General features: G+C 70.4%; 25 protein-coding genes and 2 tRNA genes. 19 read left to right on the forward strand and 8 right to left on the reverse strand.

The features are described 5' to 3' along the window. Positions 1–102 precede the first annotated feature (102 nt). Entirely contained in the window at positions 103–885 is a 783-nt protein-coding gene (locus tag ACFYOB_RS18265; RefSeq protein WP_388560865.1) for an SDR family NAD(P)-dependent oxidoreductase, read from the forward strand. Positions 886–954: 69 nt separating this feature from the next. On the opposite strand, the gene ACFYOB_RS18270 is transcribed toward ACFYOB_RS18265, so the two are convergent. After that, positions 955–2352 carry an amino acid permease gene (locus tag ACFYOB_RS18270; protein ID WP_388560866.1) on the reverse strand — a complete coding sequence of 466 codons (1398 nt, stop codon included), beginning with the start codon at positions 2350–2352 and terminating at the stop codon, positions 955–957. Positions 2353–2636: 284 nt separating this feature from the next. Here ACFYOB_RS18270 and ACFYOB_RS18275 point away from each other — a divergent pair, with 284 nt between their 5' ends. After that, positions 2637–3221 carry a biotin transporter BioY gene (locus ACFYOB_RS18275; RefSeq protein WP_388560867.1) on the forward strand — a complete coding sequence of 195 codons (585 nt, stop codon included), beginning with the start codon at positions 2637–2639 and terminating at the stop codon, positions 3219–3221. 89 nt (positions 3222–3310) lie between these two features. Here the strand turns inward: ACFYOB_RS18275 and ACFYOB_RS18280 are convergent, their stop codons facing one another. After that, positions 3311–4747 (reverse strand): amino acid permease, encoded by a 1437-nt coding sequence (locus ACFYOB_RS18280; RefSeq protein ID WP_388560868.1) that lies wholly within the window; start codon positions 4745–4747, stop codon positions 3311–3313. 246 nt (positions 4748–4993) lie between these two features. Between ACFYOB_RS18280 and ACFYOB_RS18285 the strand changes: the two genes are divergently transcribed. Then, the gene (locus tag ACFYOB_RS18285) at positions 4994–5479 is read left to right on the forward strand and encodes a ribose-5-phosphate isomerase (protein WP_328925736.1); all 486 of its coding nucleotides are present in this window, start codon (positions 4994–4996) and stop codon (positions 5477–5479) included. 67 nt (positions 5480–5546) lie between these two features. Beyond that, positions 5547–6353, forward strand: coding sequence for an Fpg/Nei family DNA glycosylase (locus ACFYOB_RS18290; protein WP_388560869.1), 807 nt, complete (start codon positions 5547–5549; stop codon positions 6351–6353). On the opposite strand, the gene ACFYOB_RS18295 is transcribed toward ACFYOB_RS18290, so the two are convergent. Continuing rightward, the gene (locus ACFYOB_RS18295) at positions 6350–7585 is read right to left on the reverse strand and encodes a GNAT family N-acetyltransferase (RefSeq protein WP_388560870.1); all 1236 of its coding nucleotides are present in this window, start codon (positions 7583–7585) and stop codon (positions 6350–6352) included. The two genes, ACFYOB_RS18290 and ACFYOB_RS18295, sit on opposite strands and share 4 nt — an antisense overlap. 117 nt (positions 7586–7702) lie before the next feature. Here ACFYOB_RS18295 and ACFYOB_RS18300 point away from each other — a divergent pair, with 117 nt between their 5' ends. From ACFYOB_RS18300 to ACFYOB_RS18320, 5 genes are all read left to right on the forward strand, one after another. Next, positions 7703–8845 carry a PP2C family protein-serine/threonine phosphatase gene (locus ACFYOB_RS18300; RefSeq protein ID WP_388560871.1) on the forward strand — a complete coding sequence of 381 codons (1143 nt, stop codon included), beginning with the start codon at positions 7703–7705 and terminating at the stop codon, positions 8843–8845. Between the two features lie 114 nt (positions 8846–8959). Then, entirely contained in the window at positions 8960–9784 is an 825-nt protein-coding gene (locus ACFYOB_RS18305; RefSeq protein WP_388560872.1) for an ABC transporter ATP-binding protein, read from the forward strand. 192 nt (positions 9785–9976) lie between these two features. Beyond that, positions 9977–11365: a pyridoxal phosphate-dependent decarboxylase family protein gene (locus tag ACFYOB_RS18310; RefSeq protein ID WP_388560873.1), complete on the forward strand. Its 1389-nt coding sequence runs from the start codon at positions 9977–9979 to the stop codon at positions 11363–11365. Beyond that, positions 11362–11817 carry an HD domain-containing protein gene (locus tag ACFYOB_RS18315; RefSeq protein ID WP_388560874.1) on the forward strand — a complete coding sequence of 152 codons (456 nt, stop codon included), beginning with the start codon at positions 11362–11364 and terminating at the stop codon, positions 11815–11817. Before ACFYOB_RS18310 ends, ACFYOB_RS18315 begins: the two co-directional genes overlap by 4 nt. A gap of 176 nt (positions 11818–11993) precedes the next feature. Further along, positions 11994–12188, forward strand: coding sequence for a hypothetical protein (locus ACFYOB_RS18320; protein ID WP_150519620.1), 195 nt, complete (start codon positions 11994–11996; stop codon positions 12186–12188). Here the strand turns inward: ACFYOB_RS18320 and ACFYOB_RS18325 are convergent. Further along, positions 12185–12685 (reverse strand): DUF4231 domain-containing protein, encoded by a 501-nt coding sequence (locus ACFYOB_RS18325; RefSeq protein WP_388560997.1) that lies wholly within the window; start codon positions 12683–12685, stop codon positions 12185–12187. The genes ACFYOB_RS18320 and ACFYOB_RS18325 overlap by 4 nt on opposite strands. Positions 12686–13554: 869 nt before the next feature. On the opposite strand from ACFYOB_RS18325, the gene ACFYOB_RS18330 reads away from it, so the two are divergent. After that, on the forward strand, positions 13555–13854 hold the full coding sequence (locus tag ACFYOB_RS18330) for a hypothetical protein (RefSeq protein WP_388560875.1): 300 nt from the start codon (positions 13555–13557) through the stop codon (positions 13852–13854). A 386-nt stretch (positions 13855–14240) separates the two neighbouring features. Beyond that, positions 14241–14345 carry an integrase gene (locus ACFYOB_RS18335; RefSeq protein WP_388560876.1) on the forward strand — a complete coding sequence of 35 codons (105 nt, stop codon included), beginning with the start codon at positions 14241–14243 and terminating at the stop codon, positions 14343–14345. Positions 14346–14452: 107 nt separating this feature from the next. On the opposite strand, the gene ACFYOB_RS18340 is transcribed toward ACFYOB_RS18335, so the two are convergent. Continuing rightward, a tRNA-Gly gene (locus ACFYOB_RS18340) sits at positions 14453–14523 on the reverse strand. Between the two features lie 168 nt (positions 14524–14691). Here ACFYOB_RS18340 and ACFYOB_RS18345 point away from each other — a divergent pair. From ACFYOB_RS18345 to ACFYOB_RS18370, 6 genes are all read left to right on the forward strand, one after another. Continuing rightward, positions 14692–14768 (forward strand) — tRNA-Pro (locus tag ACFYOB_RS18345). 188 nt (positions 14769–14956) lie between these two features. Continuing rightward, positions 14957–16345, forward strand: a complete 1389-nt coding sequence (tig, locus tag ACFYOB_RS18350) for a trigger factor (RefSeq protein ID WP_388560877.1) — start codon at positions 14957–14959, stop codon at positions 16343–16345. Between the two features lie 276 nt (positions 16346–16621). Then, positions 16622–17239, forward strand: coding sequence for an ATP-dependent Clp protease proteolytic subunit (locus tag ACFYOB_RS18355; RefSeq protein ID WP_388560878.1), 618 nt, complete (start codon positions 16622–16624; stop codon positions 17237–17239). A gap of 67 nt (positions 17240–17306) precedes the next feature. After that, on the forward strand, positions 17307–17978 hold the full coding sequence (locus tag ACFYOB_RS18360; protein WP_388560879.1) for an ATP-dependent Clp protease proteolytic subunit: 672 nt from the start codon (positions 17307–17309) through the stop codon (positions 17976–17978). Positions 17979–18131: 153 nt separating this feature from the next. After that, positions 18132–19418: an ATP-dependent Clp protease ATP-binding subunit ClpX gene (gene clpX, locus ACFYOB_RS18365; RefSeq protein WP_365172109.1), complete on the forward strand. Its 1287-nt coding sequence runs from the start codon at positions 18132–18134 to the stop codon at positions 19416–19418. 173 nt (positions 19419–19591) lie between these two features. Continuing rightward, positions 19592–19861, forward strand: coding sequence for a hypothetical protein (locus ACFYOB_RS18370; RefSeq protein WP_388560880.1), 270 nt, complete (start codon positions 19592–19594; stop codon positions 19859–19861). 61 nt (positions 19862–19922) lie between these two features. Here ACFYOB_RS18370 and ACFYOB_RS18375 read toward each other — a convergent pair whose 3' ends face one another. Then, positions 19923–20840, reverse strand: coding sequence for a hypothetical protein (locus ACFYOB_RS18375; protein ID WP_388560881.1), 918 nt, complete (start codon positions 20838–20840; stop codon positions 19923–19925). Positions 20841–20946: 106 nt separating this feature from the next. Then, entirely contained in the window at positions 20947–21621 is a 675-nt protein-coding gene (locus ACFYOB_RS18380) for a hypothetical protein (RefSeq protein ID WP_388560882.1), read from the reverse strand. Between the two features lie 98 nt (positions 21622–21719). On the opposite strand from ACFYOB_RS18380, the gene ACFYOB_RS18385 reads away from it, so the two are divergent. Together ACFYOB_RS18385 and ACFYOB_RS18390 are read left to right on the forward strand one after the other, a co-directional pair. Beyond that, positions 21720–24341 carry a valine--tRNA ligase gene (locus ACFYOB_RS18385; protein WP_388560883.1) on the forward strand — a complete coding sequence of 874 codons (2622 nt, stop codon included), beginning with the start codon at positions 21720–21722 and terminating at the stop codon, positions 24339–24341. A 181-nt stretch (positions 24342–24522) separates the two neighbouring features. Beyond that, positions 24523–25671: a sensor histidine kinase gene (locus ACFYOB_RS18390; RefSeq protein WP_388560884.1), complete on the forward strand. Its 1149-nt coding sequence runs from the start codon at positions 24523–24525 to the stop codon at positions 25669–25671. A 13-nt stretch (positions 25672–25684) separates the two neighbouring features. On the opposite strand, the gene ACFYOB_RS18395 is transcribed toward ACFYOB_RS18390, so the two are convergent. Beyond that, the gene (locus tag ACFYOB_RS18395) at positions 25685–26683 is read right to left on the reverse strand and encodes a rod shape-determining protein (RefSeq protein WP_388560885.1); all 999 of its coding nucleotides are present in this window, start codon (positions 26681–26683) and stop codon (positions 25685–25687) included. Between the last annotated feature and the right edge of the window lie 27 nt (positions 26684–26710).

The raw sequence follows: 26710 nt of genomic DNA on the forward strand, positions 1-26710 counted from the left end.
CCGGACGTTTCCTGTCCGATATCCGGACTCGGGGTTCACGGTTCGTGATCACGCCCGTACGCTCACGGCGACGCCGCAGACACCGGATCGAGGGGGCCGCCGATGGACCGGACCGTGACAGCACTTCCCGACACCGGCCGTGGCGTACTCGTCACCGGCGCCTCCCGCGGCATCGGCCGAGCGATCGCGGCCGCCTTCGCCCGGCAGGGCGACCGGGTCGCCGTGCACTGCTCCGCCCGGCGGGCGGACGCGGAGGAGACCCTCGCCTCGCTGGAGGGGGAGGGCCACGTACTGCTCGCCGCGGACCTCGCCGACCCGGCCGGGGTCGAGGCCCTGGCGGCCGGGGCGGACGAGGCGCTCGGCGGCGTGGACGTCCTGGTCAACAACGCCGCCGTGATGCTCGCCCACCCGCTGCCCGAAACCTCCTACGAGGACTGGCAGGAGGCCTGGCGGCGGACCGCCGAGGTGAACCTCTTCGGCGCGGCCAACCTGACCCACCGCGTCGCCCGCCGCATGATCGACGCGGGGCGCGAGGGACGCATCGTCAACGTCGGCTCGCGCGGCGCCTTCCGGGGCGAACCCGACCACCCCGCCTACGGCGCGACCAAGGCCGCGCTGCACGCCCTGGGCCAGTCGCTCGCCGTCTCCCTCGCCCCGCACGGCATCGCCGTCGCTTCCGTGGCACCCGGTTTCGTCGCCACCGAGCGCGTCGCCGGCCGGCTGGAGGGGCCCGAGGGCGCGGACATCCGGGCGCAGAGCCCCTTCGGCCGTGTCGCGGACCCGCAGGAGATCGCCTCCGCCGTGCTCTACCTGGCCTCCCCCGGTGCGGTCTGGAGCTCCGGCACGGTACTCGACGTCAACGGCGCTTCCTACCTGCGCACCTGAGAACGGCCAGGACCCCCGCGCCGCGGCGCGGGGGTCCTGGCCGTCACCGGCCACGTGGCCGGGCCCGGTTCAGCCCCTGCGGGCCCGGATCTCCCGCACCCACGCCACCACGAGGACGAGGGCGGCGGCGCCCGACGACCACAGCAGCTGCGGCCGGGCCGAGTCGTCGAACAGCATCAGGACCAGCACCGTCGCCATGCCCAGCAGCGCCGCCCACGTCGCGTACGGGAACAGCCACATCGGCAGCGTCAGGCGCTCCGGCATGTCCCGCTCGATCACGCGGCGCAGCTTGAGCTGCGAGACGGCGATCAGGGCCCACACGAACAGCAGGACCGCGCCGACCGCGTTGAGCATGTAGAGGAAGATCGTGTCCGGCCACAGCAGGTTCAGCACCACGGACACGAAGCCGAAGGCCACCGAGGCGAACACCGCGCGGAGCGGCACCCCGCCGCCCGAGACCTTCAGCAGCGCCCTCGGCGCCTCGCCGCGCTCGGCCAGCGAGAACACCATGCGCGAGGACCCGTACAGGTTCGCGTTCAGCGCCGACAGCAGCGCCACGAACACCACGATGTTCATGATCTGGCCGGCCGCCGGGATGCCGATGGAGTCGAGGACGGCCACGTACGGGCTCATCCCCGGCTTCAGCGAGTCCCACGGCAGCAGGGTCACGATGACCAGCATCGAGCCGACGTAGAAGAAGAGGATGCGCCACACCGCGCTGCGCACGGCGCGGGCCACGGAGCGGGCCGGGTCGTCGGACTCGGCGGCCGCGATGGTGACGACCTCCAGGCCGCCGAAGGCGAAGATGACCGCGAGCATGCCGGCGACGACCCCGGCGATGCCGGCCGGGAAGAAGCCGCCGTGGCCGGTGAGGTTGGCCGTGCCGACCGGGTCGGTGTCGGGGAGCACGCCGAAGATCGCGAGGGTGCCGAGGATCAGGAACAGCACGATCGCGCCGACCTTGAGGGCGGCGAACCAGAACTCGAACTCGCCGAAGTTCCGCACGGCGGTCAGGTTGGCCACGGTGAAGACCACCATGAAGATCAGTACCCAGACCCACTGGTCGACCGAGGGCACCCAGCCGTTCGCGATCTTCGCGGCGCCGGTCGCTTCCACTGCGAGCACCACGACCAGCAGGAACCAGTACAGCCAGCCCGCCGAGAAGCCGGCCCATCGGCCCAGGGCCTTCTCCGCGTAGACCGAGAAGGAGCCGGAGGCGGGCATCGCGGCCGACATCTCGCCGAGCGCGCGCATCACCAGCATCGCGAGCACGCCCGCGAGCAGGTAGGAGCAGATGATCGCCGGACCGGCGATGCCGATGCCGGCGCCGGAGCCGACGAAGAGCCCGGCGCCGATCACGCCGCCGAGGCCCAGCATGGTCAGGTGGCGCTGCTTGAGGCTGTGGCTGAGGGGTTCCGCGGGCAGGTCGCCCGTCAGGGGAGGAGCTTCGGGCAGGCGGTCGCGCATGAGGGGTGCTCGTACTCTCGTTCGGCCCAGCGGCGGTAGGGACTCCGCATCCGGATTGGCGGGACCCTACAGTCTCACTGAGCGGCGGCCTTCCGTGCAAAACGGACGTGCTGTTGGATCTGCCCCGTGACGCGGATCACGTCGACGAGGGTGTGGGGCGGGGTCTTTGTGCGGTCTCCACCAAACCGGGGAGTATGCCTTTGTGCCGGGCGGCGGTGGGGCGGCGCAGACCCGCGGACTAACGTCGGTGATCGTCCTGTCACCACGATCTTCCGGAGCCCCCGATGAGCACCGCTTCCGTCTCCTTCCGGCCCGGCGCCGTCCTCGCCGATCTGCTGCCCGCGAGCCGCGTCCGCGACCTCGCGCTCGTCGTCGGCGGAGCCGCACTCACCGGGCTCGCCGCGCAGATCGCCGTGCCCGTCCCCGGCTCCCCGGTCCCGGTCACGGGCCAGACCTTCGCGGCGCTGCTGGTCGGCACCGCGTTCGGCGCCCGCCGCGGCTTCCTCTCGCTCGGGCTGTACGCCCTCCTCGGCGCGGCCGGCGTGCCGTGGTTCGCGGCCGGTACCTCCGGGGCGGGCGGCGCCTCCTTCGGCTACGTGCTCGGCATGCTGCTCGCCGCCACCCTCGTCGGAGCCCTCGCGCAGCGCGGCGCCGACCGCTCGGTGGCCCGTACGGCGGGCACGATGGTGCTCGGCTCCGCGGTGATCTACGCGGTGGGCGTGCCGTACCTGATGGCCGCCACCGGCATGTCCCTGAGCGCCGCCGTCGCGGCGGGCCTGACCCCGTTCCTGATCGGCGACGCGCTCAAGGCCGCCCTGGCGATGGGCGCCCTGCCGGCCGCCTGGAAGCTGGCGGGCCGCCGCGGCTGAGCATTCCCGGCTGCGCAGTCCCCGGAACGTGCCGGAGCCCGGCCCGCCTGTGAGGCGGGCCGGGCTCCGGCGTACGTACGCGACCGGGGTCAGCCCTTCAGCGCGGCCCGCTTGCGGCGGAAGTCCAGCACCACGCCGACGGCCACGACGAGGCCGGCGACCAGGGTGGACAGGGTGACCACCTCGCGGTTGGCGTCGTCCACGAACATGTAGCCGATCACGAACATGATCAGTGCGGCGGTGGCCCAGGTCAGCCACGGGAACAGCCACATCTTCACGGTCAGCTTCTCCGGGGCCTCGCGGACCAGGATCCCGCGCATCTTCAGCTGGGTGAAGCAGATCACCAGCCAGACGAAGAGCGCGATGGCACCCGAGGAGTTCAGCAGGAAGTTGAAGACCGTGTCCTTGAAGGCGTAGTTGAAGTAGACGGCGACGAAGCCGAAGACCGTGGAGCCCAGGATCGCGGCGACCGGGACACCGTTCTTGCTGACCTTGGCGAACGCCTTCGGGGCGTCACCGCGCTCACCGAGCGAGAAGGCCATGCGGGAGGCGGTGTAGAGGCCCGAGTTCAGGCAGGACAGCACGGCGGTCAGGACGATGACCTCCATGATCGTGCCGGCGTGCGCGATGCCGATCGAGTCGAGGGCGGCGACGTACGAGCCCTTCTCGGTGATCGACTTGTCGTTCCACGGGAGCAGCGTCAGCACGATGAAGATCGAGCCGAGGTAGAAGACGCCGATTCGCCAGATGACGGAGTTGGTGGCCTGGGTGACCGCCTTGCGGGGGTTCTCCGACTCGCCGGCGGCCAGGGTGACGATCTCGCTGCCCATGAAGGAGAAGACGACCATCAGCACACCGGTGAGGACGGCGCCGTAGCCGTTGGGGAAGAAGCCGCCGGCGTCGGTCAGGTGGGCGAAGCCCGCACCCGGGTTGTCGGAGCCCGGCAGCACGCCGAAGACGGCCAGCATGCCGATGATCACGAAGGCGCCGATGGCGACGACCTTGATGCCCGCGAACCAGAACTCGAACTCGCCGTAGGAGGCGACGGAGCCGAGGTTGGTGGCGGTCAGGACCGCCATCACGATCAGGGCCCAGGCCCACTGCGGGACGGCCGGGATCCAGCCTTCCAGGATCGAGGCGCCGGCGGTGGCCTCCACGGCCAGGACGACGACCCAGAAGAACCAGTACAGCCAGCCGATGGAGAAGCCGGCCCAGCGGCCGAGCGCGCGGTCGGCGTAGGCGGAGAAGGAGCCCGAGTTCGGGCTGGCGGCGGCCATCTCGCCCAGCATCCGCATCACGAAGACGACCATCGCGCCGACGAGCGCGTAGGAGATCAGGATGGCGGGGCCGGCCTTGGCGATGCCGCCACCGGAGCCGACGAAGAGGCCGGCGCCGATGACACCGCCGATGGCGATCATGGACAGGTGGCGGTTCTTGAGACCGGCCTTCAGACCGTCGGAGGGCTGACCGTCACCGTTGTTTCCGGTGGGGTTGCCTTCCTTCTGAAGGGTCGTCGTGGAGCTCATGGACGGATCCTTAGGTTCTCGGGTTGCGAGCCCCGGCATTCAAACCTGAGATGAACGCAGGGCGGAAGACCCCAATCCGGATCGTTGCCTAGGGACGAACGTCCAGAACCTTCGTCCCCCCTGTCCCATCTGCGTTCTTTGGGTTTACTTGAGCTTTAGAAGTGACTTACGCGACACTCCCCCCTGCCTTCGGCGGGGGAACACCCACCTGCGGGCTGCCGGGCCCGTTCGTGCCACACTCGTCCCATGCGCGTGTACCTCGGATCCGACCATGCCGGCTTTGAGCTCAAGAACCACCTGGTGGACTGGCTCAAGAACAACGGCCACGAGCCCGTCGACTGTGGGCCCCACATCTACGACGCGGTGGACGACTACCCGCCGTTCTGCCTCCGCGCCGCGGAGAAGACCGCCGCGGACGCCGACAGCCTCGGCATCGTGATCGGCGGCTCCGGCAACGGCGAGCAGATCGCCGCGAACAAGGTCAAGGGCGTCCGCGCCATCCTCGCCTGGAGCGTGGACACCGCGAAGCTCGGCCGCGAGCACAACAACGCCAACGTGATCTCCGTCGGCGGCCGGATGCACACGCAGGACGAGGCCGTCAGCTTCATCGAGGCCTTCCTGGCGACCCCGTACTCCGACGAGGAGCGCCACACGCGCCGCATCGAGATGCTCTCCGCCTACGAGCAGACCGGCGAGCTGCCCCCCATCCCGGCCCACCACCCGCAGGGCTGACCTTCCGCTTCGCCGTGCCGCCGGAGTCCCCGGCGGCACGGCCGTTTCCAGACGTAGGAGCAGTGCCGTGCCCGAGGGGCATACGATCCACCGCCTCGCCCAGGACCACACCGAGCGGTTCGCCGCCCGCCCGGTCCGGGTCAGCAGCCCGCAGGGCCGCTTCGAGGAGAGCGCGGCCCTGCTCGACGGGCGCGAGCTGGAGAGTGCGGAGGCGCACGGCAAGCACCTCTTCCTGGAGCTGGGCGACGCCTGGATCCACATCCACCTCGGCCTGTTCGGCAAGCTCGGCTTCGGCCCCGCCCCGGCGCCGCCCGCGACAGACACGGTCCGGCTGCGCCTGCTGAACGAGGAGCACTACGCCGACCTGCGCGGGCCCACCGCCTGCGCGCTGATCGGCGAGGGCGAGAAGAAGGCGATACACGACCGGCTCGGCCCCGACCCGCTGCGGCCCGCCGACGACCCGGACCGGGCCTGGAAGCGGATCTCCCGCTCCCGCACCACGATCGCGGCCCTGCTGATGGACCAGAAGGTCGTCGCGGGCGTCGGCAACGTCTACCGCGCCGAGGTCCTCTTCCGGCACGGCATCGACCCGTACCGCCTGGGCAAGGACCTCACCCGCGCCGAGTGGGACGCCATGTGGACGGACCTCGCCGCGCTCATGCGCGAGGGCGTACGGAACAACCGGATCGACACCGTCCGCGACGAGCACCTGCCCGAGGCCATGGGCCGCCCGCCGCGGGTGGACGACCACGGCGGCGAGGTGTACGTCTACCGGCGGGCGAACATGCCCTGCCACATCTGCGGGGGCGAGATCCGCACCGCCGGTCTCGCCGCCCGCAACCTCTTCTGGTGCCCGGGCTGCCAGTCCCGCTAGAAGCCGTGCGGGAGCCAGGGGGCCACGTCCCCCGCGAAGGCCCGCGAGGCCTCGGCCAGGGCGCCCCCGCGCAGCTCGCGCACGAGGCCCGCGGCCGCCAGCGAGGTGAGGGTGATCCCGCCGAGGTACGCCGAACCCAGCTCCCGGACCGACAGCGCCAGCTCCGCCGGCTCCTCGGTCCGCGTGCAGGAGGCGGCGCCCTTCCCGTCGGCGGTCAGCCGCCACCGGCCCCCGTTCCACGGGCAGAACGCGTCCTCGACGTCCAGGACCACGTCCGCCGGGGCCCCGTACGTCCGCGCCTCCAGTGCGGCCGGCAGGTCGACGAGCCGTACGTGCAGCGAGTCCCGCAAGCGCGGCTGCGACCGCCGGACGTCGCTGACCAGGTGCAGCAGCGGGTCGTCCAGCGGCCGGGCCTTCGCCCGTACCGTCCACGTCAGGTCGATCCCGAAGAGGTAGCGCCACAGCGCCGCGTACGCCGCCGGGTCCAGCGCATCGACGTCGGTGACCTCGACCTTGCCGTCCGAGCCGGTGTGGCCCCAGTCGGGCTTGACCCGGTAGCGGGCGTACCCCACCACCTCGCCGTCCTCCCGCTCCGCCACCACGCACTTGAGCGCCGACCCGCCCCCGCGCAGGGCGGGCCCGTCCAGCAGCGGCAGCCGCTCCCAGCCCGGCTGCCGGGCCGGCATCCCGGGGCGCAGGGGCACCAGCGCCGCGTAGACCCGCTCGCAGTCGGCCAGTGCGCGCTCCGGGTCGACCAGGCGCAGCCGCACCTCGTCCGTCCCCGGCGGCACGGTGAGCCGTACCCGCGTCGTGTCGATGTCCACGCCCAGGGCGTACGTCGCCGTGCCGTAGCCGAAGCGCCCGTAGATCGCCGGATCCGAGGCCGTCAGCACGGCGAGCGGTTCGCCACCCTCCCGGATGTCGTCCAGCTGCCGGCGCATCAGGGAGCTGAGCACCCCGCGCCGCCGGTGGGTGGGGGAGACGCCCACCGTCGTCACGCCGGCCGCCGGGACGATCGCCCCGCCCGGCACGGAGAGGCGGAAACGGAAGGATCCGGCCGAGCCCACGCACGTGGCGCCGTCCCAGACGCCGAGCGAACGTTCCGTCTCCGTCAACGACTTGTACAGCCTTCGTTCCTGAGGGGAATCGGGCACACCGCCGAACGCCAGTTCCAGCTGGTCGTACCAGACATCCCACTCATCGGCCTGTAATACGCGCATCTCAAGAGCCATACGGTCATCCCTATCAGGGCATTCCATTGCAGTCGACCTGTTTTCGGGCGCCTTTGGACCCCAGGTCCAGGGGTACCCCTGCGCATCCACAGCCGGGATGGATAGGGTCCCGATGCAATGGCCGGAGCACGCGTGGAATCTCTCATGGCCCGGATGCGCATGCTGTCGCGCCGGGCGCGCACCGCCCTGCGCAAATCAGCCGTCGACTACTTCCGCGGCGACGCCTCGGACTGGCTCGCCTTCGCCGGCCTGCTGGCCACCGTCCCTGCCATCGCCTGCGGCACCCTGATGCTGCCCGTCTGGTTCTCGCCCTCGGCGCTCGTCCTGCCGATCGTGGCCGGCGGCCTGCTGCTGCGCCCCGCCAGCCTCCTCGCGCTGTACGCCGCCTCCGCGGCCGCGCTGATCGTCGAGGCCCTGGTGCTCGGCCCCTACACCCAGGGCCCGGCGCGGGTCACCCCCGGCACCGTCCTCGTCGTCGCGGCCTGCGGCTTCTTCGGGCTGGTCATCGCCCAGTTCCGCAGCCGTGTCGGCGTGCCCTGGCGGCGCGGCGGCACCATGCTCTTCGACCTGCGCGAGCGGATCCGCGTCCAGAGCAAGCTGCCCGCCCTGCCCCGCGGCTGGCACCGCGAGATGGCCCTGCGCCCGGCAGGCGGCCAGTCCTTCTCCGGTGACTTCGTCGTCGCGGCCCGCACGAACGGCGGCCGGACCCTGGAGATCGTCCTGACCGACGTCTCCGGCAAAGGGATGGAGGCGGGTTCCCGGGCCCTGCTGCTGTCCGGCGCCTTCGGCGGCCTGCTCGGCGCGCTGCCGCCGCACGGCTTCCTGCCCGCTGCCAACGGCTACCTGCTCCGCCAGGACTGGGACGAGGGCTTCGCCACCTCCATCCACCTCGTCCTGGACCTGTTGACCGGCGACTACGAACTCCTCTCCGCCGGCCACCTCCCCGCCCTCCAGCTCTCCGCGGGCACCGGCCGCTGGCAGGAGAAGACCGGCGAGGGCCCGCTGCTCGGCGTCTACGACGGCGCCGAATTCACCCCCGCCCGCGGGAACCTTCGCCGGGGCGACGTCCTGATGCTCTTCACCGACGGCCTGGTCGAGACGGCCGACCGCGACATCAGCGAGGGCATCGACCGCCTCACCGGCGAAGCCGACCGCTACGTCGCCGCCGGCTGGGAGGGCGCCGCCTGGCACCTGATCGAAAAGGTCGCCAAGGACGTCAACGACGACCGCGCGCTGCTGCTGATCCGCCGCTCCCCCTGACCGGGGTGGGGTTTGCCCCACCCCCGTTCCGCCGGGCGCCGTCATGGCCGCCGGCCCGCCGTGATCCGTAGCGTCGGCACCACGAACGGCGACGTCACGGGAAGGCTGCACACCATGGGGATCCGGCGAACCAAGCGGCGGCACGACGAGACGGCGGAGGGCCCCGGCACCTCGGCCGCCGTGGAGCTGCGCGGCGTACGGCGCCAGTACGGGCACGGGGCCGGCGCCGTGCACGCGCTGCGCGGGATCGACCTGAGCCTGCCGCGCGGCAGCTTCACCGCCGTGATGGGCCCCTCCGGCTCCGGCAAGTCCACCTTCCTCCAGTGCGCCGCCGGACTCGACGTGCCCAGCGAGGGCTCCGTCCGCCTCGGCGGTACCGAGATCACCGGCATGGACGAGAACGAGCTCACCGAACTGCGCCGCAGCCGCCTCGGCTTCGTCTTCCAGGCCTTCAACCTGCTGCCCTCCCTCACCGTCGAACAGAACGTGCTGCTCCCGACGAGGCTCGCCACGGGCCGCTCCACCGGCCCCGACCGGGACCGGGCTGCCGACCTGCTCACCCGCGTCGGGCTGGAGGGCAAGGGCCGCCGCCGCCCCGCCGAGCTCTCCGGCGGCCAGCAGCAGCGCGTCGCCATCGCCCGCGCCCTCGTCACCCGCCCCGACGTGGTCTTCGCCGACGAACCCACCGGCGCCCTCGACACCACCACCGCGGCCGAGGTCCTCGGACTGCTCCGGACCGCCGTCGACTCCTTGCGCGCCACCGTCGTGATGGTCACCCACGACCCGGTCGCCGCAGCCCACGCCGACCAGGTCCTCTTCCTCGCCGACGGCCTGATCGCGGACCGGCTGGCGCACAGCTCCGCCGCCGCCATCGCCGCCCGGATGACGGCGCTCACCGCCCGCCCGGCTCCGGCACGCGCCGGAGCGGCTGCTGCCTGACGCGGGACGCGGCCGGGCCGGGGTGCGCGCCGGCCGGCGCAGGCGGTGAGGGCGGCGGGCGGCGAGGACGGCGGGCGGTGCGGGCGGGGGCCGGTCAGGGCGGCCGGTCTGGGCGGCCGGTCAGGGCAGGGGCGGGCCACTCACCCCGGATTGGCCCGCCCCCGCCACCCCGACTGCGCCTAACGTGCCCCCATGGACCGCATGCTCGCCGCCGACCTCGCACGGCTCCCCGACCTCCTCGACCTCACCCGTCGCGCCGCCGCCGACGCGCTGTCCGCCCTGGACGCGCGTCCCGTCGTACCGCCCGCCGGAAAGCCGGACGGCGCCGAGCCCCTCCCGGAGCACGGCTCCGGCACGCAAGCGGCCCTCGCCGCCTTCCAGGACCGCTGGGAGCCCCGGCTGTCGGCCTCCGCCGGCCCCCGCTACCTCGGCTTCGTCACCGGCGGAGCCACCCCCGCCGCCCTCGCCGGGGACTGGCTGACCGCCGCCTACGACCAGAACTCCAACTCGGCCCTCGACGGCGCGGGCCAGGACCTCGAACGCGAGACCGTCGGCTGGCTCCGCGAGCTCTTCCACCTCTCCGACGCCCACACCGGCACCTTCGTCAGCGGCGCCACGATGTCCAACACCACCGGCCTCGCCATCGCCCGCGAATGGCTCGGCGAACGCCTCGGCGTCGCCCCGGCCGAGGACGGCGTCGCCGCCCTCGGCCCCGTCCGCGTACTCTCCGGCGCCCCGCACTCCTCCATCGCCAAGGCCCTGTCGGTCCTCGGCCTCGGCCGGGGTTCCCTCGTCAAGGTCCCGACCCTGCCCGGCCGCGAGGCCGTTGACCCGGCCGCGCTGGAGCGGGCCCTGGCCGACACGCCCGGCCCGGCCGTGGTCGTCGCCAACGTGGGCACCGTCAACACGGTCGACTTCGACGACCTGCGGGCCGTCGCGGCCCTGCGCGAGCGCCACGACTTCTGGCTGCACACCGACGCCGCTTTCGGCGCCTTCGCCGCCCTCTCCCCGGACCACGCCCACCTCGCGGACGGCCTCGACGCCTCCGACTCCCTCTGCATCGACCTGCACAAGTGGCTCAACGTCCCCTACGACAGCGCCGTCCAGTTCACCCGCAGACAGGACCTCCAGGCCCGGGTGTTCCAGAACGCCGCCGCCTACCTCGGCCCCCTCGGCGACCACCCCGACCTGGTCCACCTCACCCCGGAGAACTCCCACCGGCTGCGCGCCCTCGCCGCCTGGTTCACGCTCCGCGCGTACGGCCGCCGTGGCCACCGGGAGATCGTCGAGCGGGACATCGCCTGCGCCCGCGCCCTGGGGGAGCGCCTCTCGGAGGACGCCGCCTTCACCCTGCTCGCCCCGGTCCGGCTCAACGTCGTCTGCTTCACCCTGGCAGCCGACCCCACCCCGGCCCGGCTCGCCGCCCTGCGCGAGGCCGTGGCCGACGAGGTCTTCGTCACTCCGACCGTCTACCGGGGAACCCCTGCCCTGCGCGCCGCGTTCTCCAACTGGCGTACCACGCAGGCGGATGTGCACCGGGTCGCGCAGGCCCTCCGGACAGCGGCAAGGGAGATCGCATGACGAGCAGCCCCCTGACCCTCATCGAGGTCGAGGCCCTCGCCCGCACCGCGCACGAGGGACAGACCGACAAGGCCGGCCGGCCGTACGCGGAGCACCTCGCGGCCGTGGCCGAGGGAGTCCGCGTGCGCGGCGGCAGCCCCGAGCAGCAGGCGGCGGCCTGGCTCCACGACGCGATCGAGGACGACGCCCTCAGCCTCACCTGGCTGGATTCCGCCGCCCTCCCGCAGTCCGTGAAGGACATCGTGCTCGCCGTCACCAAACGCCCCGGCGAACCGGTGGAGCAGTACACGGCCCGGATCCTCGCCACCCCTGGCGCTCTCCTGGTCAAGGAGGCCGACCTCGCGCACAACGCCGATCCGGTTCGGCTCTCCGTACTGGACGGTCCCACGCGCGAGCGGCTGGCCGCGAAGTACGCCCATGTCCGCTCCTTGCTCGGACTCACCGCCCCGTGACGCCCCCCCCGTGCCCGAAATATGCCTTGTGCACGTGTGGTTGGCGGAAACGGAACGATGGTGATTCGTCACGGGGCGGATAGGCGGGGCCCGTTGGTGGGAGGATGGTCCATGTGGGGGTGTGCGTGGCCGTGCGCCCCGGGCCGACCAGGGGACGACCGAAGGTGTGATCAGTAGTGGCCATTTCGCTGTCAGTGGTGGTTCTGTTGGCGGTCATCCTGGTGGTGCTGATCCGCGGCAACCACATCAAGGCAGGACCCGCCATCGTCGCGGCCCTCTTCGGCTTCTTCCTGGCGTCCAGCTCGATCGCCGACGACGTGAACCGTTTCCTCAACTCCCTCGCGACGATGATCGCGAACATCAAGCTCTAGAGGTTCCGGCGTTCCTGCCGGGCTTCGGGGATGACGTACTGGGCCTGGAGGTCGGCGTTCACCTGACCGCCCAGGGTCATGACGTTCAAGGTGGCAGAGTTCTCGTTGGCGATGGCCTTCTCCACCCGTGAGACAAGCCTCGTGAACGACTCGGTGTCGGAGAGGCCGGCGTACGGCCCCACCCCGGTCTCGAAGTAGACCCGCTCGTGGCTGAGGAGTTGCTCGGTCGACCTGTAGTTCTTCCACATCTCGCGGTACCGGTACACGCTCTCCAGCGACACGGAGCCGACGACGACCAGGCTGAGCACCGTGGCGGTGATCCTGGCGAACGGCAGGTCGATGTTCACGAGCACGGGGACCAGCGCGCCGCCGACCACGGAAACCGTCCGCATCCTGAGATGCATGGCCTTCATCCTGACGGCTTTCCGGTCGTACCACTTCTGATACTGGGACAGCCTCGCCTCAAGGTACCGCTGGGTCGCTTCCGCATCCGGCATGCGTGGGAGTACACCGGCGAACGCGCCCGACGTCAATCGAAAACCCCGCAAAGCCCTGAAAACACCTCAGGGCCAGATCGGCGAGCACCCTCCGACCCGACCCTGACGCCATGAAGCGGCCGACGGGAATCGAACCCGCATAGCCAGTCCGGAAGATCGCGTACGCGCTCCGGGCCTAACCTGGCAACGCGCTGACCAGGCCGAACCAGCGGGAAGCGCCTCGGCTCCCCGCCAGTCCCCGCTCGTCGCCGCCCCATCGGGCACGTCAGGGGCCCACTGATCCCTCTCGGTGGTCCACATCGCTGCGTACTCCGACAGATCCGGCTCACCCATAGCTACTCCCTTGGCCCCGTATCGCGCGGGAGCTGAGCAAACCGCCGGTTGGCAACCCACGCGCGGCTCTTGATGCCCCCATCCTGAGCCGCGACTCTGCGTGTTGACACATGCTTTTGGCTCCCCAGACACTCGTACGGCCCTGTGAGATCCTCGGGCACTCTCAGATCGCCGTCACCATGAACGCCTACGCGAACGTCGTGCAGGACACCCAACGCGAGACGGTCGGACGCATGGATCGGCTCCTCAGGGCCCGGCGCGACCGCCCCTGATCGTCCCCGTTCATTTGTGCCCTCGCTGTCACGCCGTCTGCCGTCGACTCACACGGAGTGATAGCGGGGCAGGTCTGGGTCGACGGCAGACGGGATGGCAGCCCCCCACCACAAACCGGCCCGCAGCCGCACGGCCGGCCCCGGTCATCCCGGAGCCTGAGCGCCCCCGCCGGAGGCACGTCCTTGAGCGGCTGGTGGGGTCGGACCTTGGGATCCCGGTGCTCGGCTCTTGGTGGCTCGGCGCGTTCGGCTGGGGTCGTCAACGTGGCGGAGATTTCGGCACCCCTCGTTCGGCGCTGGCGGGCCGACAAGCTGGCCGGCGGGACCGGGCCGACCACCGTGGCCAAGGCGTACGCCCTGCTCCGGGCCGTTCTGGGGACGGCGCTGTCCGACCAGATGATCAGGCGGAGCCCCTGCCAGATCAAGGGAGCCGGTACGGTCCACACGCCCGAGCGGCCGACCGTCACCGTGCAGGAGGTCTACGCCCTGGCCGGGGCCGTCCTGGCGCGGTATCGGGTGCTCGTGCTCATGGCCGGCCTGCTCGGGCTGGGCTGGGGTGAGTGATCGGGTTGCATCGGCGGGACATCGACCTGGACCTCGGGAGCGTGCGGGTCCGGCGGCCGTCGCCGAGCTGGGGAACGGGCAGCGGGAGATCAAGGCGCTCAAGAGTGCGGCAGGGAAGATGGCCGTCTGCATCCCCGGTGTGATCGTCCAGGGGATCCGGGAGCACCTGGAGACCTGCGCGGAGGACCGGCGCCAATGGGCGGGTGTTCGTCGGGGCCAAGGGGGCGACTCCTCGGCGGAACCACTTCCACCGGCTGTGGCATGCCGGGTGCAGGAAGGCCGGGATCAAGGGGCTGTATTTCGATGATCTTCGGCACACGGGGAACACTCTGGGGAACGCTCTTGCCGCCTCAACCGGCGCGAGAACGCGGGAGTTGACGGCGCGGATGGGTCACAGCACCGCCCGCGCCGCGTTGATCTACCAGCACGCCAGCGACGACCGGGACCGGTTGATCGCCGACGCGCTCAGCAAGTTCGTACAGGGCACGTAGAGGGGGAAGGGGCACGGCCGGGGGCACGGGGATCTGATCGGACGGTCCGGGAATGACTGAGGGCCAGGTCGAGGAAACATCCTCTGACCTGGCCCTTCGTCGTTCAGAGCGGGCGACGGGAATCGAACCCGCGTAGCTAGTTTGGAAGACTAGGGCTCTACCATTGAGCTACGCCCGCAACGCGCGCGCCGCAGGTCCGGGGACCGCGGCACGGACAGCATCCTAGCGGGTCGAGCCGCAGGAACGCACACCACATTCACGCCCGCGGCGAGGACCTGCCGGAAACCGGTCGGGAAACCCAGCGCATCAGAGGGTCTCCGGGCATGTACCCTACGTGTCGCACCGACGGGGTGTGGCGCAGCTTGGTAGCGCGTCCGCTTTGGGAGCGGAAGGTCGTCGGTTCGAATCCGGCCACCCCGACCACCAGCACCGTCCCCTCCGAGTCCGTAGAGGGGATCTCCACAAGATCGCGTTGTGGGCTGATTGCCGCTTGCGGTTACTATGCAAGCTGCGTGCCCGTGTGTCTGATGTACCGGGCCGAAGTCCGCTGAACCGCTGAATCGCAGCGCGACGGCAGAACCCCCAGCAGTCAGCCACAAGGAGACCGAACCGTGAAGAGCGCCGTGGAGACCCTGAACCCGACTCGGGTTCGGCTCACTGTTGAGGTGCCCTTCGAGGAGCTCAAGGACAGCCTCGACGCGGCGTACAAGAAGATCAACCAGCAGGTCACGGTGAAGGGCTTCCGCAAGGGCAAGATCCCGGCCCGCGTCATCGACCAGCGCTTCGGCCGCGGTGCGGTGCTGGAGGAGGCCGTCAACGACGCCCTCCCGAAGTTCTACACCGAGGCGGTCAACGAGGCCGACCTGAACCCGCTGGGCCAGCCCGAGGTCGACATCACGGAGCTGAAGGACGGCGAGCTGCTGGCCTTCACCGCCGAGGTCGACGTCCGCCCCGAGATCGAGATCCCGGACTACTCCGGCATCGAGGTCGAGGTCGACGCCATCGAGGTCTCCGACGAGGAGATCGAGAAGTCGGTCGAGCAGCTGCGCGGCCGCTTCGCGTCCACCAAGGACGTCGAGCGCGCCGCCGAGGACGGCGACGTCGTCACGATCGACCTGGAGGCCAAGGTCGACGGTGAGGTGCTGGAGGACGGCGTCGCTTCCGACGTGTCCTACACCATCGGCTCGGGCGAGCTGCTCGAAGGCATCGACGAGGCCGTCAAGGGCCTGGAGGCCGGTGGCGAGGCCACCTTCACCTCTCAGCTGAAGGGCGGCTCCGCCGAGGGCAAGGACGCCGAGGTCACCGTCAAGGTCACCAAGGTCTCCGCCCGTGAGCTTCCCGAGCTGGACGACGAGTTCGCGCAGATGGCGAGCGAGTTCGACACCCTTGAGGACCTCAAGGCGGACAGCCGCAAGCGCCTCGAGAACATGAAGCAGTACGACCAGGCCACGCAGGCCCAGGAGCGCGTCCTGGAGAAGCTGCTGGAGCTCGTCGAGGTGCCGATCCCCGAGAAGCTCCTCGCGGACGAGGTCCAGACCCGCAAGCACAACCTGGAGCACCACCAGCTCGGCCAGATGGGTCTGACCATCGAGAAGTACCTGGAGTTCCAGGGCAAGACGGTCGAGGAGTTCGACGCCGAGACCTCCGAGCAGGCCATCAAGGGCATCAAGACCCAGTTCGTCCTCGACGCGCTGGTCAACAAGGAGAAGCTGGGCGTCAACCAGGAGGAGCTCACCGAGCACCTCATGCGCCGCGCCGCTTCCTCCGGTATGTCCCCGGACCAGTTCGCCCAGGCCGTCGTCGAGGGTGGCCAGGTCCCGATGCTGGTCGGCGAGGTCGCCCGCGGCAAGGCCCTCGCGGTCGTCGTCGAGGCCTCCAAGGTCGTCGACACCAACGGTGAGGTCGTCGACCTCTCCGACGAGGACGAGGAGCAGGCCGTCGAGACGGTCGAGGCCGCCGTCGAGGGTGACGCCGAGGACAAGGCCGAAGAGGCCAAGTAACACCCCGGGCGAAGCCCACTGAGCAGTGCCCCGAAGGGCCCGGACGCAGCCGCGTCCGGGCCCTTCGGCACAGGCCCCGGAAGGCCCTGGGACCTTGCGCTCCGAGCGAACAGTTCGGGAAGCGGGATGGCGTTGTCCGACCTGCGCGTTAGGGTCCATGAATACGAGGGCACGTGAGTACCCGGATGCCGGCGGACTTGTCCGCACCGGCCGGACCGCGCCCCAGAACGAGACGCTGAGACGGCACATGGCCGTCGGAGACGAGCAGGTGGATACGTGACGAATCTGATGCCTTACGCCGCGGGTGAGCCGTCCATCGGTGGCGGCCTCGGCGACCATGTCTACAACCGGCTGCTCGGCGAGCGCATCATCTTCCTCGGCCAGCAGGTCGACGACGACATCGCCAACAAGATCACCGCGCAGCTCCTCCTCCTGGCCGCCGAGCCGGAGAAGGACATCTACCTGTACATCAACAGCCCGGGTGGCTCCGTGACGGCGGGCATGGCGGTCTACGACACCATGCAGTACATCCCGAACGACGTCGTCACCATCGGTATGGGCATGGCCGCCTCCATGGGCCAGTTCCTGCTCACCGGTGGCGCCAAGGGCAAGCGCTTCGCCCTGCCGAACACCGACATCCTGATGCACCAGGGTTCCGCCGGCATCGGTGGCACCGCGTCCGACATCAAGATCCAGGCCCAGTACCTGCTGCGCACCAAGCAGCGCATGGCCGAGATCACCGCGTTCCACTCGGGCCAGTCCGTCGAGACGATCATTCGCGACGGCGACCGCGACCGCTGGTTCACCTCCGAGGAGGCCAAGGAGTACGGCCTCATCGACGAGATCATCTCGGCCGCGTCCAACGTGCCGGGCGGCGGCGGCACCGGGGCCTGATCCCGGCGCGCGACCTCGCGTACGCCCGCCCGCACAGGCAAGCCTCAGCCCGCAGAACGCCACCAGGATGGTGAACACCCAGATGCACATGAACAACCTCTCTCCCGCGAGCGGCCTCTACACCGGCGCGTCGGTGGACAACCGCTACGTCATCCCGCGCTTCGTCGAGCGCACCTCGCAGGGCGTGCGCGAGTACGACCCGTACGCGAAGCTCTTCGAGGAGCGCGTGATCTTCCTCGGCGTGCAGATCGACGACGCCTCGGCCAACGACGTCATGGCGCAGCTGCTGTGCCTGGAGTCGATGGACCCGGACCGCGACATCTCGATCTACATCAACAGCCCCGGTGGCTCCTTCACCGCGCTGACGGCGATCTACGACACGATGCAGTTCGTGAAGCCGGACATCCAGACGGTCTGCATGGGCCAGGCGGCCTCCGCCGCCGCCGTCCTGCTGGCCGCCGGTACCCCCGGCAAGCGCATGGCACTGCCGAACGCCCGTGTGCTGATCCACCAGCCCTCCGGCGGCACCGGCCGTGAGCAGCTCTCCGACCTGGAGATCGCGGCCAACGAGATCCTGCGCATGCGCGACCAGCTGGAGACCATGCTGGCCAAGCACTCGACGACGCCGATCGAGAAGATCCGCGACGACATCGAGCGCGACAAGATCCTCACTGCGGAGGACGCTCTCGCGTACGGACTGATCGACCAGATCATCTCCACCCGTAAGAGCTCGCACTGATCCTTGCCGCCAATTGGCGTGGGCACGTCGTCACATTCGGCGATGTGAACCACGTCAAGGGGGCCCCGTACGGGGCCCCCGGCAAGGTACCGTCGGATATGAGGCACCAGGAGCGCTGAACCAGGCGTCTCCCAGGCGAAGGGGAAGCACCTCGTGGCACGCATCGGTGACGGCGGCGACCTGCTCAAGTGCTCGTTCTGCGGAAAGAGCCAGAAGCAGGTGAAGAAGCTCATCGCAGGACCCGGTGTGTACATCTGCGACGAGTGCATCGACCTCTGCAACGAGATCATCGAGGAGGAGCTCGCGGAGACCTCCGAGGTCCGGTGGGAGGAACTCCCCAAGCCTCGTGAGATCTACGAGTTCCTGGAGAGCTACGTCGTCGGCCAGGAGCCGGCGAAGAAGGCGCTCTCGGTAGCGGTGTACAACCACTACAAGCGCGTTCAGGCCGGCGAGAACGGCGGCGCGCAGGGCCGGGACGACGCGATCGAGCTCGCGAAGTCCAACATCCTGCTGCTGGGCCCCACGGGCTCCGGCAAGACGCTGCTGGCCCAGACGCTCGCGCGCATGCTCAACGTCCCGTTCGCCATCGCCGACGCGACGGCGCTGACGGAGGCCGGGTACGTCGGCGAGGACGTCGAGAACATCCTGCTCAAGCTGATCCAGGCGGCCGACTACGACGTCAAGAAGGCCGAGACCGGGATCATCTACATCGACGAGATCGACAAGGTCGCCCGCAAGAGCGAGAACCCGTCGATCACGCGCGACGTGAGTGGCGAGGGCGTGCAGCAGGCCCTCCTGAAGATCCTGGAAGGCACGACCGCCTCGGTGCCGCCGCAGGGCGGCCGCAAGCACCCGCACCAGGAGTTCATCCAGATCGACACGACGAACGTGCTCTTCATCGTGGGCGGCGCCTTCGCCGGCCTGGAGAAGATCATCGAGTCGCGTGCGGGCGCCAAGGGCATCGGCTTCGGGGCGACGATCCGCTCGAAGCGCGAGATCGAGGCCAGCGACCAGTTCCAGGAGGTCATGCCGGAGGACCTGGTGAAGTTCGGGATGATCCCCGAGTTCATCGGCCGCCTTCCCGTCCTGACCTCCGTGCACAACCTGGACCGCGAGGCCCTGCTCCAGATCCTCATCGAGCCGCGCAACGCCCTGGTGAAGCAGTACCAGCGGTTGTTCGAACTCGACGGTGTCGAGCTGGACTTCGAGCGCGAGGCCCTCGAAGCCATCGCGGACCAGGCGATCCTCCGTCAGACGGGCGCGCGCGGCCTGCGCGCCATCATGGAGGAGGTCCTGATGTCGGTGATGTACGAGGTCCCGTCCCGCAAGGACGTGGCCCGCGTGGTCATCACCGCCGAGGTCGTCCGCTCCAACGTCAACCCGACGCTGGTCCCGCGGATCGTCCCGAAGGACCAGGGCCCGCACGAGAAGTCGGCGTAGCCGCCGCAAGACAGCACGCAGAAGGGGCGCCCCGGACGTATCCGGGGCGCCCCTCTCCGCTTTCGGACTACCTTGACCACCAATCGGCCAAAAGTTCGATTGGTGTGGCGCGGTGGCCCGCTTCCTTGATCAACTTTGTCTCGACATCGCTTGCCAGTTGAAGGGAACGAGACGTGAAGCTGAAGCGTGCCGCGGGAGCCCTGGCGGTGGCACTCGCCGCCACCGCGCTGCCGATTGTGATGGCTTCACCTGCGTCGGCTGATCAGGGTGCTTGCCAGCTTTACCTGTTCGACAGGGGCTATCAGGTCGGCCCGAAGGTGGAGTCGGCCTGTGAGACCGGTAGCAACCCGGGAAACCCCGGACGCTGGGGCCAGTGTTACTGGGGTCTGACCGCTGCTGGCGTGAGGGAAGCGGACGCGGCCGGGGCGTGCAACAGCGCGTAAGGCCGAACCCGCAGCGGCCGGCGTGCACGGAAGCCAGTGCTCACGTCGGCCGCCGGCGCGATCAGGCCTTGGTGCGCGAGGTGTTGTAGAGCTTCGCCGTCAGCGCGGCCACCTCGTCGAGGGTGCCGCTGCTCCCGCCGAGCAGGAACGTTGCGGGGTCGACGGCGTTGACGCCGACCAGGGTCGAGTGGTCGCCCCAAGCGCAGGAGGGGACCTCGATGTCCTTGGGCTCCTTGCCCGTGGTCGGCTTGGTGTTGATCATCTTGATGTTGGCGCACTTCATCACGGCGCCCTTGAAGCCAGCCGGGGTGAACTCCTTCGGCGTGCCGACCAGTTCGTACTTGAAGCCGAGCTTCTCGGTCTCCTTGTTGTTCTGGCTGATGCCGGCGTAATAGGCGTCGACCGCCTTCGCAGGGTCGGCTATCTCGCCCCAGAGGCCGTTGGCCGCGAGCTGCTTCCCCTTCTTGTCCGTACCCATCTGGTACTTGGCGGTCGCGTTGTGCCCGTTCTGCACGCCGAGCGCCTCGGCCTTGGTCTTCCCCTCACCGGTGACCGGGGCGTCACCCGCGGGGGCGCCGGCGGCGTCAGGCGCCTTCTGGTAGCTGTCGACCGCAGCGGGGTAGGCCAGCTTGTAGCCCTTGGTGTCGGCGGCCACCGATCCCGCGCCGCCGCCCTGGGTGAAGTACCAGCCGGCGCCCGCGATGACCGCGACCGCGACGACCACCGCGATGATCACGCCCGCCTTGGACTTCTTCGGGGGCTGCCCGCCGTACGGAGCCTGCTGCTGCGGGTAGCCGTAGGCCGGCGTCGGCGGCTGCTGGGGGTAGCCCTGCGGGGGGACGCCCGGCGGCTGCTGCGGGTAGCCGTAGCCCGGCTGGGGCGCGGGCTGGCCGTACGGGCCCGGCGGCGGGGTCTGCTGCCCGTACGGTCCGGGCTGCTGCGGCTGCTGCCCGTAAGGCCCTGGCTGGTTGTAGCTCATCTCTGTGTCCCCCTCAGGAACTTCTTTAGGAATCTCTTATGTAGCTCACATCCTCTCGGAAGATCGTTCGCGTCCGGGCTCCGGGGTCCCAGGCGTTACGGAACTACTACGACCCGGAGACCTCCATCACGGCCCGCAGCTCACGGGCCCGCGCCGCGAGCGCGTCGATGGTCACCGGCTTGTTCTCGATGGGGACGGTGACCGTCACCAGGGAGCTGTGGTCTGCCCACATGCACATCGGCATCGATCCTTCGGCTATCACGACCGTGCCGCAGCGCATCGCGCCGCCCGCCGGGTTCCCGGCGTCGTGCGTCGTGATCTCCGCCTCCTTGAGGCCCATCCCCTTCAGGGCGGTGGTGAGTTCGGCACCCGGGTCCTCGTCGCGGAAGCTGCCGGCCGCGCCGCTGACCACCAACTGCGCGGTGCCCGCCTGGTCGGCGTACACGACGGCCACCCTCGTCGTGCCCGGCTTCGCGGGGCCCGACTGGTTCTGGCCCTGCTTGATCGCGTCGACCCGCGGTCCGGAGTCCTGCAGGCTCAGGCTCTGGAAGGTGGCCGGCGGCACGAGCTTGTAGCGGCCGGCGTCCGCGGGGCCGTCGGTCCCGCCGACCAGCGCGGCCACGGCGAGCTTGCCGATGACGACGCCCGCGGCGACGCCCAGCACCGTCCCGACGGTCTTGAGGGCGCGCTTGCTCTTCGGCGGCGCGGGCGGCGCGGGCGGCGCGGGTTGGGCGGGCTGTCCGGGGTACGCCGGGACGGCCTGCCGGGTGATCTCGTTCATGCCCGCATGAGACGGGTCCGCCACGGTCAAGGTCAACGGGCGGCCGCTCTGCGGTATCGATTCGTAACGGAGGTGGGGCCGCCCTTATCCTTTGGCTCGTGACCGAGAACACGCAGACACCCAGCAGCCCCAACTCCGAACTGCCGACCCAGTACGCGCCGGCCGAGGTAGAGGGGAAGCTCTACGAGCGCTGGGTAGAGCGTGGGTATTTCGAGGCCGACGCGAAGAGTGAGAAGCCGCCGTACACCGTCGTCATCCCGCCGCCGAACGTCACGGGCTCGCTCCACCTGGGCCACGCCTTCGAGCACACGCTGATCGACGCCCTGACCCGCCGTAAGCGCATGCAGGGCTTCGAGACGCTGTGGCAGCCCGGCATGGACCACGCGGGCATCGCCACCCAGAACGTCGTCGAGCGTGAGCTCGCCAAGGAGGGCAAGTCCCGCCACGACTTGGGCCGTGAGGCCTTCGTCGAGCGGGTCTGGCAGTGGAAGGCCGAGTCCGGTGGTCAGATCTCCGGCCAGATGCGCCGCCTCGGCGACGGCGTCGACTGGTCGCGCGAGCGCTTCACCATGGACGAGGGCCTCTCGCAGGCCGTCCAGACGATCTTCAAGAAGCTCTACGACGACGAGCTGATCTACCGCGCCGAGCGCATCATCAACTGGTGTCCGCGCTGCCTCACCGCGATTTCCGACATCGAGGTCGAGTACCAGGACGACGAGGGCGAGCTCGTCTCGATCCGCTACGGCGAGGGCGACGCGTCCATCGTCGTCGCGACCACCCGCGCCGAGACGATGCTCGGTGACACCGCCGTCGCCGTCCACCCGGAGGACGAGCGCTACAAGCACCTCGTCGGCACCGAGATCGAACTGCCGCTGACCGGCCGCCGGATCCCGGTCGTCGCCGACGAGCACGTCGACCCCGCGTTCGGCACGGGCGCCGTCAAGGTGACCCCGGCGCACGACCCGAACGACTTCGAGATCGGCCAGCGCCACAACCTGCCGAACCTCACGGTCCTGGACGAGCACGCCGTCATCACGGCCCACGGCCCCTTCCAGGGTCTGGACCGGCTGGAGGCCCGCTCCGCCATCGTCGCCGCGCTGCGCGCCGACGGCCGGATCGTCGCGGAGAAGCGTCCGTACACCCACTCCGTCGGCCACTGCTCGCGCTGCAAGACCACCATCGAGCCGCGCCTGTCCATGCAGTGGTGGGTCAAGGTCGGCCCGCTGGCGAAGGCCGCCGGTGACGCGGTCCGCGACGGCAAGGTCAAGATCCACCCGCAGGAGATGGAGAAGCGGTACTTCGACTGGGTCGACAACCTGCACGACTGGTGCATCTCGCGCCAGCTGTGGTGGGGTCACCGCATCCCGGTCTGGTACGGCCCGAACGGCGAGGTCGTCTGCGTCGGTCCCGACGAGCAGCCGCCGAGCGGCGAGGGCTGGACCCAGGACACGGACGTCCTGGACACCTGGTTCTCCTCCGGCCTGTGGCCGTTCTCCACCATGGGCTGGCCGCAGCAGACCGACAGCCTGGCGAAGTTCTACCCGAACTCCGTCCTGGTCACCGGCTACGACATCCTCTTCTTCTGGGTCGCCCGGATGATGATGTTCGGCCTGTACGCGATGGACGGCACCCCGCCGTTCCACACCATCGCCCTGCACGGCATGGTCCGCGACCAGTTCGGCAAGAAGATGTCGAAGTCCTTCGGCAACGCGGTCAACCCGCTGGACTGGATGGACGCCTACGGTTCGGACGCGGTCCGCTTCACCCTGGCCCGCGGCGCCAACCCGGGCGTCGACGTCCCGATCGGCGAGGACTGGGTCCAGGCCTCCCGCAACTTCGCCAACAAGATCTGGAACGCCACCCGCTTCGCGCTGATGAACGGCGCGACGATCGAGGGCGAGCTGCCCCCGGTCGAGCAGCTGTCGGCCACCGACCGCTGGATCCTGTCCCAGCTCAACAAGACCGTGGCCGAGGTCGACGCGTTCTACGAGGACTACCAGTTCTCGAAGCTGTCGGACTCGCTGTACCACTTCGCGTGGGACGAGGTCTTCAGCTGGTACGTCGAGCTCTCGAAGACGACCTTCTTCGCGGGCGGCGAGCAGGCCCAGGTCTCCGGCCGGGTCCTCGGCGAGGTCCTCGACGTCATGCTGCGGCTGCTGCACCCGGTGGTCCCGTTCGTCACCGAGACGCTGTGGACCACGCTGACCGGCCGCGAATCCCTGGTGATCGCCGACTGGCCGAGCGACAGCGGCTTCCGCGACGAGGCGGCCGAGGCCGAGATCGACCTCGTCAAGGCCGTCGTCACCGAGGTCCGCCGGTTCCGCAAGGAGCAGGGCCTGCAGGACGGCCAGAAGGTCCCGGCCCGTCTGGACCTGACCGGTACGGCGCTGGCCGCGCACGAGGGCGCCATCCGCCAGCTCCTGCGCCTCCAGCCGGAGGGCGAGGGCTTCAGCGCCACCGCCACCCTCCCGGTGGCCGGCGCGACGGTCGCGCTCGACCTGTCGGGCAGCATCGACGTGGCCGCCGAGCGCAAGCGCCTCTCCAAGGACCTCGGCGCAGCCGAGAAGGAGAAGCAGCAGGCCGAGGCGAAGCTCGGGAACGAGGCGTTCATCGCCAAGGCCCCCGACAACGTCGTGGACAAGATCAAGGGCCGTCTCGCCAAGGCCGAGGCCGACATCGCGCGGCTCCGTGCCCAACTCGACGCGCTGCCGGCCGGCTAGTCGCCGCAAGCGAGTGAAGGCCCCCACACCGTCGGTCGATGTGGGGGCCTTCCCCGTATGCCTTCCCCGCGCAGGGGGCGGTGTCACAGGGACTTCCGGCTTGTCCGAAGTGCCCTAAATCACTCGATATCCGGTCCGGGCGGGAGCCGATCCGTGGCGCTGAGCACGGATGATGGACGGCATGCACGTCAAGCCCGTCGCCTCGGCGCTCCACCGGGCCGCGGCCCACGGCCGCCGGCTCCCCGAGGGCTGGGCCGGCTCACCGCGGGCGCTGGACGTGCTCACCGCCCTCAGCTGCCTCGCCCTGATGGCGCTGGACCTTCCCGGCCTCGCCGCCGCCGACAACTCGCTCAACGGGCCGCTCGCCGCGGTCGTGCTCGCCGCCGGCTGTTCGACCCTGCTGGTGCGGCGCCGGGCGCCCTGGGTCTCGTACCTCGCCGCTCTGCTGTTCATCGGCTGGCTGCACGAGCTCACCCTGATCCAGTTCGCCCTCTACTCGGTCGGCCGATACCGCGGCCGCCGGGCCGGGATCCTCGCCACGCTCGGGTACCTGGCCTTCGCGCTGCTGGTGTTCAGCGTGCCGGGCTGGCCCGAGCCCAGGGTGGAGAGCCTGAGCTCCTTCCTCGGCCTGGTCGTGCCCATCGGGGTGCTCGCGGCCGCCGTGGGCATCGCCGCCTACCGGCACGACCTGGTGTCGGAGCTCACCGCCCGGCGGGCCGAATCGGCCGTGCTCCAGGCGGTCCAGCAGGAGCGCACCTCCGTCGCCCGCGACGTGCACGACTTCGTCGGGCGGGAGCTGACCTTGCTCACGGTGCGCTCCGAGGTGCTGTCGACGCGGGCACGCGAGACCTCGTACGGACCGGACTTCGAGGAGCTGGCCGACACCGCGCGCCGGGCCCACCTGGTGCTCAACGAGATCATCGTGCAGCGGGGGGAGCGGGCCTCGACCCCGGGGGTGGAGGGGCTGCCGGCGCTGGCGGAGGAGAGCGGGCGGGCCGGTTCGCCGGTACGGCTGGCCCTGGATCCGGACGTGCACGCGCTGTCGCCTCTGCGGCAGGCGGCGGTCTACCGGGTGGTGCAGGAGTGCCTGACGAACGCCGCCAAGCACGCGCACGGCGAGACCATCGACGTGTCGGTCACGGCGGACGGCCCGCGTCTGCGGATCGCCGTCAGCAACACCCTGGCCGCCCGGAGCGCGGGCCGGGCCCCGGTCTCGGCGGGCTCGGGCACGGCGAGCATGTCCGAGCGCGTGCGGAGCCTGGGTGGAGAGCTGACGGCGACGCGCACGGAGGACTCGTACGAGGTCGTCGCGACCCTGCCCCGCGGCTAGGCCGGGGCGCAGGCTAGGCCTTCGCCGGGGCCGGCAGGCCGCCCAGCGTGTCCAGGTCCTCGACGCAGCGGCCCGAGCCCAGGGCCACGCAGTCCAGCGGGTTGTCGGCCACGAAGACCGGGATGCCGGTCGCCGAGGTCATCCGCAGGTCGAGGCCGGGCAGCAGCGCGCCGCCGCCGGTCAGGACGATGCCGTGCTCCATCACGTCGCCGGACAGTTCCGGCGGGCACTCCTCCAGGGCGGTGCGCACGGCGGCGATGATCGCTTCGACGGGCTCGTCGAGTGCGGCCCGGACCTCCGCCGCGGCCAGGGAGAGCGTCTTGGGCATGCCGCCGACCTTTTCGCGGCCGCGCACGGTGAAGGTGAGCGTCTCCAGCTCCGGCCGGTCCGGGACCGGCCAGGCGGATCCGATGGCCACCTTGACGTTCTCGGCGGTGCGCTCGCCGATGAGCAGGGAGTGCTCCTTGCGGACGTAGTCCATGATCGCCGCGTCGAGCCGGTCCCCGCCGACGCGCAGCGACCGGGACGTGACGATGCCTCCCAGCGAGATGACGGCGACCTCCGAGGTGCCGCCGCCGATGGTCGCGGCCATCGGTTCCTCGATCAGGTGAACGGTCTTCGCCCCGGCGCGGGTGGAGGCGTGGACGATGGCCCGCCGCTCGACCGGGGTGACGCCGGACGGTACGCAGACCACCATCCGGGTGCGGGGGCGCCGGCCGGGGACGGCCTTGCGCACGAAGTGCCGGATCATCTCCTCGGCGGCCTCGTAGTCGCAGATCACGCCGTCCTTGAGGGGGCGGATCGCGGTGATGGATCCGGGGGTGCGGCCGATGGTCTCCTTGGCCTCCGTCCCGACGGCAAGTGCGGTGGTCGTGCCCGCCTTCACGGCGACCACGGACGGCTCATTGAGGACGATTCCGTGGCCCCGTGCGTAGACGAGGGTGTTGGCGGTGCCCAGGTCCATCCCTATGTCGCGGCTGGAAGCTGTCGTGTTGGTGCTGGCCTGCGGCATTTGTTCCCCAATCTCCTGCCCGCAAGG

The organism is Streptomyces sp. NPDC006463 (genome assembly GCF_042870715.1).
Classification (GTDB): Bacteria; Actinomycetota; Actinomycetes; order Streptomycetales; family Streptomycetaceae; genus Streptomyces.

Excerpts from the sequence above, each read along its gene's own strand:
- ACFYOB_RS18265 (WP_388560865.1), top strand. The coding sequence starts at position 103 with ATGGACCGGACCGTGACAGCACTTCCCGACACCGGCCGTGGCGTACTC.
- ACFYOB_RS18270 (WP_388560866.1), bottom strand. The coding sequence starts at position 2,352 with ATGCGCGACCGCCTGCCCGAAGCTCCTCCCCTGACGGGCGACCTGCCC.
- ACFYOB_RS18275 (WP_388560867.1), top strand. The coding sequence starts at position 2,637 with ATGAGCACCGCTTCCGTCTCCTTCCGGCCCGGCGCCGTCCTCGCCGAT.
- ACFYOB_RS18280 (WP_388560868.1), bottom strand. The coding sequence starts at position 4,747 with ATGAGCTCCACGACGACCCTTCAGAAGGAAGGCAACCCCACCGGAAAC.
- ACFYOB_RS18285 (WP_328925736.1), top strand. The coding sequence starts at position 4,994 with ATGCGCGTGTACCTCGGATCCGACCATGCCGGCTTTGAGCTCAAGAAC.
- ACFYOB_RS18295 (WP_388560870.1), bottom strand. The coding sequence starts at position 7,585 with ATGGCTCTTGAGATGCGCGTATTACAGGCCGATGAGTGGGATGTCTGG.
- ACFYOB_RS18300 (WP_388560871.1), top strand. The coding sequence starts at position 7,703 with ATGGCCGGAGCACGCGTGGAATCTCTCATGGCCCGGATGCGCATGCTG.
- ACFYOB_RS18305 (WP_388560872.1), top strand. The coding sequence starts at position 8,960 with ATGGGGATCCGGCGAACCAAGCGGCGGCACGACGAGACGGCGGAGGGC.
- ACFYOB_RS18310 (WP_388560873.1), top strand. The coding sequence starts at position 9,977 with ATGGACCGCATGCTCGCCGCCGACCTCGCACGGCTCCCCGACCTCCTC.
- ACFYOB_RS18315 (WP_388560874.1), top strand. The coding sequence starts at position 11,362 with ATGACGAGCAGCCCCCTGACCCTCATCGAGGTCGAGGCCCTCGCCCGC.
- ACFYOB_RS18325 (WP_388560997.1), bottom strand. The coding sequence starts at position 12,685 with ATGCCGGATGCGGAAGCGACCCAGCGGTACCTTGAGGCGAGGCTGTCC.
- ACFYOB_RS18335 (WP_388560876.1), top strand. The coding sequence starts at position 14,241 with ATGGGTCACAGCACCGCCCGCGCCGCGTTGATCTACCAGCACGCCAGC.
- ACFYOB_RS18360 (WP_388560879.1), top strand. The coding sequence starts at position 17,307 with ATGGTGAACACCCAGATGCACATGAACAACCTCTCTCCCGCGAGCGGC.
- ACFYOB_RS18375 (WP_388560881.1), bottom strand. The coding sequence starts at position 20,840 with ATGAGCTACAACCAGCCAGGGCCTTACGGGCAGCAGCCGCAGCAGCCC.
- ACFYOB_RS18380 (WP_388560882.1), bottom strand. The coding sequence starts at position 21,621 with ATGAACGAGATCACCCGGCAGGCCGTCCCGGCGTACCCCGGACAGCCC.
- ACFYOB_RS18390 (WP_388560884.1), top strand. The coding sequence starts at position 24,523 with ATGCACGTCAAGCCCGTCGCCTCGGCGCTCCACCGGGCCGCGGCCCAC.
- ACFYOB_RS18395 (WP_388560885.1), bottom strand. The coding sequence starts at position 26,683 with ATGCCGCAGGCCAGCACCAACACGACAGCTTCCAGCCGCGACATAGGG.